At 71.4% G+C, this 13,165-nt stretch carries 13 protein-coding genes; 9 read left to right on the forward strand and 4 right to left on the reverse strand.

Features of this window, described 5'->3' with window-relative positions:
- Positions 1 to 27 precede the first annotated feature (27 nt).
- The 8 genes from F6X68_RS03050 to F6X68_RS03085 all read left to right on the forward strand — a co-directional run bounded on the left by F6X68_RS03050 (position 28) and on the right by F6X68_RS03085 (position 7,967).
- On the forward strand, positions 28 to 564 hold the full coding sequence (locus tag F6X68_RS03050) for a DUF4240 domain-containing protein (RefSeq protein ID WP_151452803.1): 537 nt from the start codon (positions 28 to 30) through the stop codon (positions 562 to 564).
- Positions 565 to 788: 224 nt separating this feature from the next.
- The gene (gene lepA / locus F6X68_RS03055) at positions 789 to 2,666 is read left to right on the forward strand and encodes a translation elongation factor 4 (protein ID WP_151452804.1); all 1,878 of its coding nucleotides are present in this window, start codon (positions 789 to 791) and stop codon (positions 2,664 to 2,666) included.
- Positions 2,667 to 3,000: 334 nt separating this feature from the next.
- Entirely contained in the window at positions 3,001 to 3,288 is a 288-nt protein-coding gene (locus tag F6X68_RS03060) for a GlsB/YeaQ/YmgE family stress response membrane protein (protein WP_151452805.1), read from the forward strand.
- 269 nt (positions 3,289 to 3,557) lie between these two features.
- Positions 3,558 to 3,845: a GlsB/YeaQ/YmgE family stress response membrane protein gene (locus F6X68_RS03065; RefSeq protein WP_151452806.1), complete on the forward strand. Its 288-nt coding sequence runs from the start codon at positions 3,558 to 3,560 to the stop codon at positions 3,843 to 3,845.
- A gap of 228 nt (positions 3,846 to 4,073) precedes the next feature.
- Positions 4,074 to 5,363 (forward strand): sugar ABC transporter substrate-binding protein, encoded by a 1,290-nt coding sequence (locus F6X68_RS03070; RefSeq protein ID WP_151452807.1) that lies wholly within the window; start codon positions 4,074 to 4,076, stop codon positions 5,361 to 5,363.
- The gene (locus tag F6X68_RS03075) at positions 5,360 to 6,346 is read left to right on the forward strand and encodes a carbohydrate ABC transporter permease (protein WP_151452808.1); all 987 of its coding nucleotides are present in this window, start codon (positions 5,360 to 5,362) and stop codon (positions 6,344 to 6,346) included. Before F6X68_RS03070 ends, F6X68_RS03075 begins: the two co-directional genes overlap by 4 nt.
- A complete protein-coding gene (locus tag F6X68_RS03080; protein WP_151452809.1) occupies positions 6,343 to 7,200 on the forward strand; it encodes a carbohydrate ABC transporter permease in 858 nt (285 codons plus the stop codon). The genes F6X68_RS03075 and F6X68_RS03080 overlap by 4 nt, the downstream gene beginning before the upstream one ends.
- 125 nt (positions 7,201 to 7,325) lie before the next feature.
- Entirely contained in the window at positions 7,326 to 7,967 is a 642-nt protein-coding gene (locus F6X68_RS03085; protein WP_151452810.1) for an MOSC domain-containing protein, read from the forward strand.
- Positions 7,968 to 8,053: 86 nt separating this feature from the next.
- Here F6X68_RS03085 and F6X68_RS03090 read toward each other — a convergent pair whose 3' ends face one another.
- The 3 genes from F6X68_RS03090 to F6X68_RS03100 form a co-directional block, all read right to left on the reverse strand.
- Entirely contained in the window at positions 8,054 to 8,989 is a 936-nt protein-coding gene (locus tag F6X68_RS03090) for a phytanoyl-CoA dioxygenase family protein (protein ID WP_151452836.1), read from the reverse strand.
- 189 nt (positions 8,990 to 9,178) lie between these two features.
- Positions 9,179 to 10,039 (reverse strand): hypothetical protein, encoded by an 861-nt coding sequence (locus F6X68_RS03095; RefSeq protein WP_192581257.1) that lies wholly within the window; start codon positions 10,037 to 10,039, stop codon positions 9,179 to 9,181.
- A gap of 179 nt (positions 10,040 to 10,218) precedes the next feature.
- Positions 10,219 to 11,022 carry an enoyl-CoA hydratase-related protein gene (locus tag F6X68_RS03100; protein WP_151452812.1) on the reverse strand — a complete coding sequence of 268 codons (804 nt, stop codon included), beginning with the start codon at positions 11,020 to 11,022 and terminating at the stop codon, positions 10,219 to 10,221.
- Between the two features lie 19 nt (positions 11,023 to 11,041).
- Here F6X68_RS03100 and hemW point away from each other — a divergent pair, with 19 nt between their 5' ends.
- Positions 11,042 to 12,265, forward strand: coding sequence for a radical SAM family heme chaperone HemW (gene hemW, locus F6X68_RS03105; RefSeq protein WP_192581260.1), 1,224 nt, complete (start codon positions 11,042 to 11,044; stop codon positions 12,263 to 12,265).
- 40 nt (positions 12,266 to 12,305) lie between these two features.
- Here the strand turns inward: hemW and F6X68_RS03110 are convergent, their stop codons facing one another.
- Positions 12,306 to 13,004, reverse strand: a complete 699-nt coding sequence (locus tag F6X68_RS03110) for a DUF4870 domain-containing protein (protein WP_151452814.1) — start codon at positions 13,002 to 13,004, stop codon at positions 12,306 to 12,308.
- Positions 13,005 to 13,165: the final 161 nt, after the last annotated feature.

Genomic DNA, 13,165 nt, shown 5'->3' on the forward strand with positions numbered 1-13,165 from the left:
GCGCGAGGTCTGCCAGACTGCCAGGCCATGAGGACCGACGACTTCTGGCAGTTGATCGACCGGGCCCGGGCCGGCGGCGGGGGAGAGCCGCACGCGGTCGCCGCGCGGGCCGTCGCCCTGCTCGCCGAGCGCGACCCGGAGGACATCGTCGGGTACGCCCGCCACCAGGCGCGGGTGCTGTCCGCCTCCCACAAGGTCGACCTCTGGGGTGCCGCCTACCTGATCAACGGTGGTGTGTCCGACGAGGGCTTCCACCACTTCCGGGGCTGGCTGATGACCCAGGGTCGCGAGGTGTTCGCACGTGCCGTCGCCGACCCGGACTCGCTGGCCGGGCTGTCCCAGGTCAGGGCGGCCTCGCTCAGCGGTGAGGAGTTCTCGGCCGCCGAGATGCTGGCGGCGCCGTGGGACGCGTACCGCCGGGTCACCGCCGCCGAGCTGCCGGCGGACCCGGAGCTGGCGCCGGTGCCCGACCTCAACGACTTCTGGGACTTCGACGACGAGGAGGAGGCGAAGCGGCGGCTGCCCAAGCTCGCCGCCCTCTTCGTCGAGCCCCCCGCCGAGTGACCCCGCTCGCCCCTCCGCCGCTCGCCCCTTCGCCGCTCGGCGCGGCGCGGGAGGCGACGCCGGGTGAGGGGGCGGTGCTCGCGACGCCGGGCGAGGCGGCGCTCCCGGGGCGGTCCCGGCGGCGGGGATCGCCCGCGCAGCGGACGCGCGGCGGCGACGTGGGAGCATAGAGGGAGCCGGCGTCGTGCCGGCCCGCTCACGTCAGCCGATCAGAACGGACCGCTGTGCCACCGACGCTCGATTCCGGCGCGAACGCTCCTGGTGCCACCGACCCGGCGCGCATCCGGAACTTCTGCATCATCGCCCACATCGACCACGGGAAGTCGACCCTGGCCGACCGGATGTTGCAGCTCACCGGCGTGGTCGACCCCCGGCAGATGCGTGCGCAGTACCTCGACCGGATGGACATCGAGCGCGAGCGCGGCATCACGATCAAGAGCCAGGCCGTCCGGATGCCCTGGACCATCCGGGAGGGCGACCGGGCCGGCGAGACCGCCGTGCTCAACATGATCGACACCCCGGGCCACGTCGACTTCACCTACGAGGTGTCCCGGTCGCTGGCCGCCTGCGAGGGCGCGATCCTGCTGGTCGACGCCGCGCAGGGCATCGAGGCGCAGACCCTGGCGAACCTCTACCTGGCGCTCGAGAACGACCTGCACGTCATCCCGGTGCTCAACAAGATCGACCTGCCGGCCGCCCAGCCGGAGAAGTACGCCGAGGAGCTGGCGCACCTGATCGGCGGCGACCCGGCGGACTGCATCAAGGTGTCCGGCAAGACCGGCGAGGGCGTGCCGTACCTGCTCGACGAGATCGTCCGGCAGTTCAAGCCCCCGGTCGGCGACGCGGAGGCACCCGCCCGCGCCATGATCTTCGACTCGGTCTACGACGTCTACCGGGGCGTGGTCACCTACGTCCGGGTCATCGACGGGCGGATCAGCGCCCGCGACCGGATCAAGATGATGTCGACCGCCGCCGTGCACGAGCTGCTGGAGATCGGCGTCATCTCGCCCGAGATGGTGAAGGGCGACGCGCTCGGCGTCGGCGAGGTGGGTTACCTGATCACCGGCGTGAAGGACGTCCGCCAGTCCCGGGTCGGTGACACGATCACCATCAACTCCCGGCCGGCGAAGGAGGCCCTCGGCGGCTACAAGGACCCGAAGCCGATGGTCTACTCGGGCCTCTACCCGATCGACGGCTCCGACTATCCCAACCTGCGCGAGGCGCTGGACAAGCTCAAGCTCAACGACGCCGCGCTCGACTACGAGCCGGAGACGTCCGGCGCGCTCGGCTTCGGCTTCCGGTGCGGCTTCCTCGGCCTGCTGCACCTGGAGATCATCCGGGAACGGCTGGAGCGCGAGTACAACCTCGACCTCATCTCCACCGCGCCGAACGTGGTCTACCGGGCCATCACGGAGGACGGCGAGGAGATCGTCGTGACGAACCCGAGCGAGTACCCCACGGGCAAGATCGCCGAGGTGTACGAGCCGGTCGTGCGCGCCACGGTGCTCACCCCGAACGACTACGTCGGCGCGGTGATGGAGCTCTGCCAGGGCCGCCGGGGCAGCCTGCTCGGCATGGACTACCTCTCCGCCGACCGGGTGGAACTGCGCTACACGCTGCCCCTCGCGGAGATCATCTTCGACTTCTTCGACCAGTTGAAGAGCCGTACCAAGGGCTACGCCTCGCTGGACTACGAGCCCTCCACCGAGCAGGCGTCCGACCTGGTGAAGGTCGACATCCTGCTGCACGGTGAGCCGGTGGACGCGTTCAGCGCGATCGTGCACAAGGACAAGGCGTACAACTACGGCGTCACGATCGCGGCGAAGCTGCGCAACCTGATCCCGCGCCAGCAGTTCGAGGTGCCGATCCAGGCGGCGATCGGCAGCCGGGTGATCGCCCGGGAGACCATCCGGGCGATCCGCAAGGACGTGCTCGCCAAGTGCTACGGCGGTGACATCAGCCGCAAGCGCAAGCTGCTGGAGAAGCAGAAGGAGGGCAAGAAGCGGATGAAGATGGTGGGCCGGGTGGAGGTCCCCCAGGAGGCCTTCATCGCCGCGCTCTCCTCCGACTCCGGCGACGGGAAGGCCCCCGGCAAGAAGTGACCTGCCGCCGGTGCGTCCGGCGGATGACGACGTACGACGGCCGGCGCCCCGGCCGGGCTGCGGACCCTCGGTGGTCCCGCCCGTCCCGGGGCGCCGGCCGTTCGCGTCGGAGGAATTTTTCGGCCCCGTGGCCCCCGGGCTCCGCCCGCCGGGCAGAAGGGCGCCACCTGCGCGAATGATCGCGCGGGTGCGGTCACCGCCGGTGCGCCATTGATGTACGACGTCGTCTTCGTCGGTCGAACCGGTTTGGGTTTTCTGCGGGTCGGGAACTTAGCGGTCACGACAGGAACACCACAGACAGTGGAACTGATTCTTTTTGAAGGAGGAGGGCGACGTGGAGCTCACCGTTTGGGGCATCGTCACTGCGCTCATCGTTGGTCTTATCATCGGCGCTCTGGGTCGCCTGCTCGTGCCGGGCCGCCAGAACATGCCGATGTGGCTGCACATGCTGATCGGTGTCGGCGCCGCGCTGCTGGGCACCGTGCTTGCCCGGGCGATGGGTATCGCCACGGAGACCGCCGGTGTCGACTGGGGCGAGCTGCTGGTCCAGGTGGTGCTGGCTGCGATCGCCGTGGCGCTGGTCGCCGGTGTGGGTCGTCGCCGCAGCGTCACCCACCGGTAATTCCCGTACCGCTCGACGGGCGTCCGACCGCACAGGTCGGGCGCCCGTTTCGCGTACGCCCCGGGGCCCTTCACGGGCAGTCCGGGGCGTCCGTCCGCCCGGTCCCGGCCGGACCCGGCGGCGCTGCGGCGGTGCCGGAAGTCCGGTCTGGAGCGTGCCGAACCGGTGCCCCAGAAAAGCGGTTTGGAATTTCGGCGGGTCGGGAACTTAGCGGTCACGACAGGAACACCACAGATCGTGGAACTGACTTTCTCAAGGAGGAGGGCGACATGGAGCTCACCGTTTGGGGCATCGTCACTGCGCTCATCGTCGGTCTCATTGTCGGCGCTCTGGGTCGCCTGCTCGTGCCGGGCCGCCAGAACATGCCGATGTGGCTGCACATGCTGATCGGTGTCGGCGCCGCGCTGCTGGGCACCGTGCTGGCCCGGGCGATGGGTATCGCCACTTCGACCGCCGGTGTCGACTGGGGCGAGCTGCTGGTCCAGGTGGTGCTGGCTGCGATCGCCGTGGCGCTGGTCGCCGGTGTGGGTCGTCGCCGCAGCGTCACCCACCGGTAATTCCCGTACCGCTCGACGGGCGTCCGACCGCACAGGTCGGGCGCCCGTTTCGCGTACGCCCGATCGTCTGGGTGCGCCCGGTTTCGCCCCCCGCGCCCGGCCGCGCGTGACCGACCCGCTGCGGTACCGTCGCCTCTCTTTCGCCAACCGCCCACTGTCGTAAAGGAATTTTTCCTACTAAGGTGCGGCGGAGAAGGTTAGTGCCAAGCGGCGCGAGGGAGATGTGGCGTGAACAGGTGGAAGCGGCTGGCCCCGGTCACCGCCGTCGTGGCCTCGGCCGCGATGGTCCTGGCCGGTTGCGGTGGCTCGGATGACGACAAGGCCGCCGACAACAGCAAGCTGACGGTCTGGATGATGGGCGAGGGCAGCGAGGCGCAGACCAAGTTCCTCGACGGCGTCGAGACCGAGTTCCGGCAGAAGCACCCGGACACGGACGTGGTGGTCCAGTACATCCCCTGGCTCGAGGCGCCGAAGAAGTTCCAGGCCGCGCTCGCCGGTGGCGAGGGGCCGGACATCACCGAGCTGGGCAACACCGAGACCCAGGGCTGGGCGGCGCAGGAGGCGCTGGCCGACGTGACCGACCGGATGAACGGCTGGACCGAGGGCAAGGACCTCCTCCCCGACCTGGTCAAGAACGCCCAGCTCGACGGCAAGCAGTACGGCGTCCCGTGGTACGCCGGTGTCCGGGGGATGTACTACCGCGCCGACTGGTTCGCCGAGGCGGGCGTCAAGCCGCCGACCAACTGGGACGAGCTGGTCGCCGCCGCCAAGACCGTGCAGGCCAAGAAGCCGGGCACCTACGGCATCGCACTGCCGGGCAACTCCGAGCTGCCGTTCTACTCGTTCCTGTGGGGCGCCGGCGCGGAGATCGCCACGCAGCAGGGCGACTCCTGGAAGTCCGGCTACAACACGCCCGAGGCGCAGAAGGCCGTCAAGTTCTGGACGGACCTGGTGACCGTGCACAAGGTGGCCCCGCCGGCCGCCGCGGGCTGGAACGAGATCGACGCCCGGACCCAGTTCGCCACCGGCAAGGCGGCGATGGCCTTCGGCGGCAGCTGGCAGCAGGGCGCCATCAAGAAGGACAACCCGGAGATCGAGAAGGTCTGGGGTACGTTCCCGATCCCCGGCCCCGACGGCAAGGCGGCACCCGGCTTCGCCGGCGGCTCCGACGTCGCGATCTGGAAGGACAGCGAGCGGCAGGATCTCGCCTGGGACTACCTGACCGTGCTGGTGAACAAGAAGAACGACCAGGCCTTCGCCGACAGCCTCGGCTTCTTCCCGGTCTACAAGGACCTGGTCGGCGGCGACAAGTACGCCAACGACAAGATCATGTCGGCGTTCGCCACCACGATGCAGAACACCAAGCTCACGCCGCTCACCCCGAAGTGGGTGGAGGTCAGCCGGACCAAGACGGTGACCCAGGCGATGAACAGCTCGGTCATGAAGGGTCAGAAGACGGTCGAGAAGGCTACCGCCGACGCGGCCGCGGAGATGGAAAGCATCCTCAACGCCAAGTGACCACGCTGACCGAGGCGCCGGAGACGGCCGCCGCGCGGGAGACCCCCGCGCGGCGGCGTCGCCGGGTGGACCGCCTGCCCTACCTGCTGCTCCTGCCCTGCCTGGTGATCATCGGCGTGCTGCTGCTCTGGCCGCTCGGCCAGGTGGTGGTGATGTCCTTCCACCAGCTCAACAACGTCCGACAGTTGCGCGGCGACCGTGAGTGGCCGTGGGTGGGCTTCGGCAACTACGCCGAGATCCTCAGCGATCCGTTCTTCCTGACGGTGCTGCGCAACACCGTGCTCTTCGCGGTGGCCAACGTCGTGCTCACGATGATCCTGGGCACCCTGGTCGGGCTGCTGCTCAACCGGCTCGGCAAGAAGATGGCCGCCTTCGTGGCCAGCTGCGTGATGCTCGCCTGGGCCACCCCGGCGCTGACCGGCACGATCGTCTGGAAATGGATCTTCGACGACACCAGCGGCCTGGTCACCTGGTTGTTCAACGCGCTGCCCGACGGGCTGTCGCAGAGCCTCTTCGGGCGCAGCGACTGGACGGGCTACGGCTGGTTCAACTCGCCGCTGCTGTTCTTCTCGATCCTGACGCTGGTGGTGGTCTGGCACTCGTTCCCGTTCATCGCGGTCAGCGTGCTCGCCGGGCTGAAGAGCGTGCCGAGTGAGCTGCACGAGGCGGCCCGGGTCGACGGAGCCGGACCGTGGAAGGTGTTCTGGAAGATCACCTTCCCGCTGCTGCGGCCGGTCTTCGGGATCCTGATCGTGCTCTCCACGATCTGGGACTTCAAGGTCTTCACCCAGCAGTTCGTGCTGGCCGGCGGCACGCAGGACCGGCCGACGTTCATGCTCTCCATCTACTCGTACGCCGAGGCGTTCTCACCCCCGCCGAAGTACGGTCTCGGCGCCGCGATCGCGGTGATCCTCACCCTGATCCTGCTGGTGGTGACCGGCCTCTACGTCCGCATGGTGCTCAAGCAGGAGGAGGACGCGTGACCCGACGCGGAGGCGGCGGGGGCGCGAAGCGACTCGCGCTCAACGGCGCGGGGCTGCTGGTGGCGCTCTTCGCCGCGTTCCCGGTCTACTGGATGATCGCGACCTCGCTGAAGCCGAGTTCGGAGATCTTCTCGTCCACTCCCCGGCCGGTGCCCACCGAGCCGACCCTGGAGCACTACCGGCAGATCCTCACCGGCAACCTGATCCCGGGCGTCACCTTCGGCGACTTCTTCCTCAACAGCGCGCTGGTGGCGGTCGCCACCGTGGTGCTCAGCGGTCTGGTGGCGCTGCTGGCCGCCACCGCCGTGGCCCGGTTCCGGTTCAAGCTGCGGACCACCTTCCTGATCATGCTGCTGATAGTGCAGATGATCCCGCTGGAGGCGCTGGTCATCCCGCTGTTCCTGATGATCCAGCGGCTCGGGCTCTACAACACCCTGCCGAGCCTGATCCTCACCTACCTCGGCTTCTCGCTGCCGTTCGCGGTGTGGATGCTGCGCGGCTTCGTCGCCGCGGTGCCCAAGGAACTGGAGGAGGCCGCCGCCATCGACGGGGCCAGCCGGGCGCAGATCTTCCGCAAGGTCCTCTTCCCGCTGGTGGCGCCCGGCCTGGTGGCGACGAGCATCTTCTCGTTCATCACCGCCTGGAACGAGCTGATCTTCGCGCTGACCTTCATCAACGACCAGGAGAGCTACACCCTGCCGGTCGCGATGACGTTCTTCTTCGGCCGCGACGACACCGCCTGGGGCCCGGTGATGGCCGCGTCCACGCTGTTCACCCTGCCGGTGATCATCTTCTTCCTGCTGGTGCAACGGCGGATGGTCTCCGGGCTGGTGGCCGGCGCCGTCAAGGGCTGACCCCCCGCACGGGGAGGAGCCGGCCCTGGCCGGCTCCAAACGCGCAGTGCAAGGAAGGGCCCTCGTGTACGAGGGCCCTTCCTTCGCCTGTCGGGGGCGTTCGGCAGCGGGCTAGGCTGACCGCCATGACGGGCAGGCTGGCTTCGGTGAACCTCGGCGGCGTGACCGAGGCGGAATGGGCGGGCGACGCGAGCGGCCGCAGCGGCATCGACAAGCGGCCCGTCGGCGGCCCGGTGCTGCTGCGCGTGGACGGGGTGGCCGGCGACTTCATCGGCGAACGCGCCCACCACGGCGGTCCGGAGCAGGCGGTCTACGCGTACGCCGAGGAGGACGCGTCCTGGTGGGCGGGGGAGATGGGCCGCAGCATCCGCCCCGGCGGCTTCGGGGAGAACCTGACCACGTACGCGGTGGACGTGACGGGGGCCGTGATCGGCGAGCAGTGGGCGGTCGGGTCCGCGCTGCTCCAGGTGACCAAGCCGCGCACGCCGTGCACCACCTTCGCCGGCTTCTGGGGCGTACCCGACCTGATCAAACGGTTCACGGTACGGGCGACGCCCGGGGCGTACCTGCGGGTGCTGCGCGAGGGGGAGGTCGGCGCGGGGGACCCGGTCGAGGTGGTGGACCGGCCCGCGCACGGGGTGACGATCGGCGAGGTGTTCCGGGCCCTGAGCCTGGAGCCTGAGCTGCTGCCCCGGCTGCTCGACGCGCCCGACCTGCCAGACGGGGTCCGGGAGAAGGTGCGCCGCCGGCTCGCCGGCCGGAGCTGACGGCGGGCGGGTGAACGGGAACGGGCCCCGTCCCGTGGGGGAGGGGGCCCGTCCGACGTCGGCTCGGCGCGCGCCGGGTGACCGGCTCAGCGCAGCCAGGGCACGTTGCGGTCGAGCAGGCCGCGCTGCTTGAGCTCCTTGCGCAGCGGGATCTCGTCGTCGATGTAGCCGTCCCAGTTGATGCCCCAGTAGTTGGCGGTGTGGGTGCCCTCACCGCAGAGCTGGCGCTGCACCGGCGTGCGGTTGGCCCACCACTCGCCGTCCTTGTCGATGTGCAGCTCGTCCAGCGGTCGGATCCACCGGTAGGTGTAGCCGACGAAGAGCATCTTGCGGGTGATGGTCGACAGGTTGGTGGACCGCGAGTGCCACTGGCGGCGGTCGAAGATGAAGGCGTCACCGGGGTTGGCGGTGATCTCCACCGTGCCCTCCGGGTCCGGGTTGTGCACGGAGGTGTCCGCCGGGCGGGGCAGCGAGTTCCACAGGTGGCTGCCCGGGATCACCTTGGTGGCGCCCCGGCCGTTCTCCGACAGGTCGGAGAGGACGTAGGCCACCTTGAGCGAGAACATCGGCCGGGGCAGGTTCGGGTCCATCGTCTCCGGGTCGGAGTTCTGCCGGTAGCCGTCCTGGTGCCACCCCCAGTAGGGCTTCTCCGGCTCCGCCGCCGGCGGGGTGACGTCCAGGTGGTTGTGGTGGGTGTAGATGTTCCAGCCGGCCAGGCCCCACATGTACGGGAAGGCGATCGGGTGGGTCAGCAGGTCGCCGAAGAGCTCGTCGCGCTCCAGGAAGCCCAACAGGTGCAGGGTGCCGTCCTTGGTGGTGGTGCCCTTCGCCTTCTCCTCGGCGTAGACGCGGTCCACCGCCGCCTCCAGCGCCGCCCGGTGGTCCTCCGTCAGGACGTTGCGCAGCAGGAGGAAGCCCTGCTCGTGGAACTCCTTGCGGTCGGTGTCACTGATCGGTTCGTAACCGGTCCGGTCGCCGTAGTCGAACACTTCGACGTACCCCTCCCCATGAGGCGAAACCATTGCTGGCACAGGCCGCCGATCGTAACCCGCTGGTTTCGGGGCGGGGTACTGCCCAGCACGATATGCGACCGTTGTCCGGACTGTGGGGAGCGGCGCGGTGACGATCTGTCAGAGCCGGGTGGCGTGGCGAGAGTTATCGCCGGTAATGCCGGTTTATGCGGTGACTGCCGGTAAGGAGATCGGGGGCCACTACGCCTCGGCGAAGACCTCCGCGACGACCCGCCCGGTGGCCGGCGTGTCGTCGGTCCGGTTCCAGGTGCCGTCGCGGGCCGTCCACTCCAGGTCGCCGAAGCGCACCCGCTTCACGCCGTGGTCCTGGGCGTGCGAGACCAGCCAGTGCGCGTACCGCCAGCCCCGCAGCTCGTCGGCGGCCGGGACCGTCAGGCCCGTCAGGTCCGCCGCGGTGGTCGCGCCGGCCAGGCCCCAGTCCAACGACAGGCCGCGGGTCAGCGCGGTCGCCGCGGCCTCGCCGCGCATCGCCGGGTCGCGGCCCACCGTGCAGGCGACCGCGCCGGTGGCGTGCCCGACCAGGGCCCGGGTCAGCACCTCGGACTCGTCGGCCCACTTCTCGTACGCCTCCGGGAAGGCCGAGCGCTGCACCTTCTGCGCCGCGTCGGTGACCCGCATCTGCTCCCAGCCGCGCACCTTCTTCAGCCCGGCGTAGAACTTCCTGGCCGCGTAGCGGGGGTCGCGGATCTGCTCCGGGGTGCCCCACCCCTGGCTGGGGCGCTGCTGGAACAGCCCGACCGAGTCGCGGTCGCCGCCCGCGAGGTTGCGCAGGCCGGATTCCTGGTAGGCGGTGGCCAGCGCCACGACGACGGCCCGCTCGGGCATCTTCCGCTGGATGCCGATGGCCGCGATCGTCGCCGCGTTGGCCATCTGGTCGGGGTCCAGCGCCACCCGGCCGTCCGCCTGCACCGTGCAGGTCCGGCTGGCCAGGGGAAGGCGCAGCTGCCCGCCCATCTGCCGGATGACGATCCAGATCCCGACCGCGACGAGGACGACGAGGACGACACCGCCCGCCACGACTGCCCGAGTACGCACCCACACCCCCTGATCGACAGTCCGACAAGCGTACGTCCCTCGTGGTGCCTTCCGGGTCGTCCGACCGGTTCTCCAAGAGCGCCGGGCGTGGCACCGGCCCGCCGGGCGGACGCCCCGGCGGGCCGCCGGGACGCAACCCGCAGTCCCCGCTCACCGCGCGGCCACACCCCCGCCCCGGCCCGGTGTCACCGGTCGGCGCCCGCGTCGCCGTCGGCGGGCACCCAGCGCGCCGGCCGCTTCTCCCGAAACGCCAGGACGCCCTCGCGTCCCTCCTCCGACAGGAAGTACCCGGTCGAGAGGGTGGACAGGTCGGCGATCTCCGCCCGCAGGTCCGTGGCGGGCGGCCGGCGCAACAGCTGCTTCGCCCCGGCCAGCGCGCCCGGTGCCCCCCGCACCAGAGAGTCGCAGTACCCCGCAACCGCCGCGTCCAGTCCGTCCGCCGGCACGGCGACGGTGACCAGGCCGATCTCGGCCGCCCGCCGGCCGTCGAAGGTGTCGCCGGTCAGGTAGAGCTCGGCCGCCGCGCGGGGGTGCAGGCGGGGCAGCACGGTCGCGGAGATGACCGCCGGCACCACGCCGATCCGCACCTCGGTGAAGGCGAACGTCGCCTCCCGCGCGCACACCGCCAGGTCGGCCGCCGCGATGAGACCGAGGCCGCCCGCCCGGGCCGGGCCGGCCACCTTCGCCACCACCGGCTTCGGGCACTCCCAGACCGCCGCGAGCACGTCGCCGAGCATCCCGGCCGGCACGCTCCCGCTGGCGTACGCGGCGGCCGTCTCCTTCAGGTCGGCGCCGGAACAGAAGACCGGGCCCCCGTGGTCGAGCACGACCACGCGTACGGCGTCGTCGGCGACCGCCTCGGCGAGGCCGGCCAGCAGCTGGGTCATCAGCGGCGTGGAGAGCGCGTTGCGATTGTGCGGGCTGTCCAGGGTGAGGGTGGTCACCCCACGGGCCGTGGCGACCCGCACGAGCACGTCTGGAGAGGTCATGCCGGGCACACTAGTGGCCATGCCCGGCGTCCTTCCAGAAGGCGAAACCGTCCCCGTCGACGGCTCGCTGCCCGCCACCGCCACCCGAGCCGTCGGCGCGCGCGGCTTCGGCGTGTACGTGCACGTGCCGTTCTGCGCCAGCCGCTGCGGCTACTGCGACTTCAACACGTACACGGCCGCCGAACTGGGCGGCGGGGCGGGCCGGGAGGACTACGCCGACACCGTGCTGGCCGAGCTGGCGCTCGCCCGCCGGGTGCTGGGCGACGCGCCCCCGCCCCGGGTGGACACGGTCTTCGTCGGCGGCGGCACCCCGACCCTGCTCCCCGCCGACGACCTGGCGCGGATCCTCGACGGCATCGACCGCACCTGGGGGCTCGCGCCCGGCGCCGAGGTGACCACCGAGGCCAATCCGGAATCGGTCACGCCCGAGTCGCTGAAGGCGCTGCGGGCCGCCGGCTACACCCGGATCTCGCTGGGCATGCAGTCCGCCGCGCCGGGGGTGCTGGCGATCCTCGACCGCACGCACAGCGCCGGCCGGGCCGTCGCCGCCGCCCGCGAGGCCCGCGACGCCGGGTTCGACCACGTCAACCTGGACCTGATCTACGGCACGCCGGGGGAGACCGAGGCGGACTTCGCCGCCTCCCTCGACCAGGTCGTCGCCGCCGGGGTGGACCACGTCAGCGCGTACGCCCTGATCGTGGAGGACGGCACGCGGCTGGCCGCCCGGATGCGGCGCGGCGAGCTGCCGTACCCCTCCGACGACGTCGCCGCGGACCGCTACCTCGCCGCGGAGGCCGCCCTCGGCGCGGCCGGCCTCTCCTGGTACGAGGTGTCGAACTGGGCCCGCGACGAGGCGGCCCGGTGCCGGCACAACCTGCTCTACTGGACCGGCGCCGACTGGTGGGGCCTCGGCCCGGGGGCGCACAGCCACGTCGGCGGCGTGCGCTGGTGGAACGTCAAGCACCCCACGACGTACGCGAAGCGGCTCGCCGGCGGCGAGTCGCCCGGCCTGGCCCGCGAGGTGCTCACGGCCGACGAGGCGCACATGGAGGACGTCATGCTCCGGCTGCGCCTCGCCTCCGGGCTGCCCCTGGACGCCCTCGACGACGCCGGTCGGGCCGGCGCCGCGCGGGCCCTCGCCGACGGGCTGCTGGCCGCCGACGAGCACGCGGCCGGCCGGGCCGTGCTGACCCTGCGGGGCCGGCTGCTCGCCGACGCGGTCGTCCGCGACCTGCTGCCCTGAGCCGCGTGCCGGGGCCGGCCGGGGGAGCGGCCGACCCGGGTCACTTGGTGAAGGTGTAGGTCAGCGGGTAGCGGTAGAGCACGCCCTCGTTGGCCTTGAGCCCGCCGATGATGCCGAAGATCAGCGGCACCAGCGAGACGAGCATGGGGACGAAGAACAGCACCCCGCAGGTGATCAGCGTGACCACCCAGCTCAGCACCCCGACGATCGTCCAGGTGAGCTGGAAGTTCAGCGCCGCGGCGGCGTGCGCCCGGGCGGTCGGCGACTGCTGCCCCCGGACCATCAGCGCGATGAGCGGCGCCAGCCAGCCGAGCATGCCGCCGCCGACGATCACGCCGGCCGCGCCGCCGAAGTGGGCGATCAGGGCCCAGTTCTTGTCCTCGTTGCTGGCGTAGCCGCCCGTCGGTGGCCCGTAGCCGCCACCGGCCGGATAGCCGGCCCCCGGCGCTCCGTAGCCGCCGGGCGGTCCGTAGCCGCCGGGCGGCGGGTAGTCGCCGGGCGGTCCGTAGCCACCGGGCGGTGGGTAGTCGCCGGGCGGAGGGTAGCCGCCCGACGGCGGCTGGTCACCGGTGGGCGGCGGATAGCCACCGGGTGGAGGATGGCTGCCCGGGCCCGGTGCCCCGGACAGTGGTGCGGTGGGGTCGCCGGAGCCGGCGGGGCCGGGAACCCCCGACGGGGCGGTCGGGTCCGGCGGGAAGCCGGGGTCCCCCGCTCCGGGAGGGCGAGGTGGTTCAGTCATGAAGGTCACGGTAGGGGCAGCCGGCAAGGCGGCACCAGCGCGACCGGCCGGGACGCCCGGAACACCGGCCCCACGGGGGCGTCGGGTGGGCCCGCGCGGTCGCCGATCGGACTGATCACCCCAGGTCGATCATCGCGCGGGCGGCCCCGCCGACGTAGACT

This window comes from Micromonospora sp. AMSO12t (assembly GCF_008806585.1).
Taxonomy (GTDB): Bacteria; Actinomycetota; Actinomycetes; order Mycobacteriales; family Micromonosporaceae; genus Micromonospora; species Micromonospora reichwaldensis.

What these genes read in the sequence shown, in the direction of transcription:
- F6X68_RS03050 (WP_151452803.1), top strand. Translation starts at nt 28, where the DNA reads ATGAGGACCGACGACTTCTGGCAGTTGATCGACCGGGCCCGGGCCGGC.
- F6X68_RS03085 (WP_151452810.1), top strand. Translation starts at nt 7,326, where the DNA reads ATGACGGGCAGGCTGGCTTCGGTGAACCTCGGCGGCGTGACCGAGGCG.
- F6X68_RS03100 (WP_151452812.1), bottom strand. Translation starts at nt 11,022, where the DNA reads ATGACCTCTCCAGACGTGCTCGTGCGGGTCGCCACGGCCCGTGGGGTG.
- F6X68_RS03110 (WP_151452814.1), bottom strand. Translation starts at nt 13,004, where the DNA reads ATGACTGAACCACCTCGCCCTCCCGGAGCGGGGGACCCCGGCTTCCCG.
- hemW (WP_192581260.1), top strand. Translation starts at nt 11,042, where the DNA reads ATGCCCGGCGTCCTTCCAGAAGGCGAAACCGTCCCCGTCGACGGCTCG.
- F6X68_RS03065 (WP_151452806.1), top strand. Translation starts at nt 3,558, where the DNA reads ATGGAGCTCACCGTTTGGGGCATCGTCACTGCGCTCATCGTCGGTCTC.
- F6X68_RS03090 (WP_151452836.1), bottom strand. Translation starts at nt 8,989, where the DNA reads ATGGTTTCGCCTCATGGGGAGGGGTACGTCGAAGTGTTCGACTACGGC.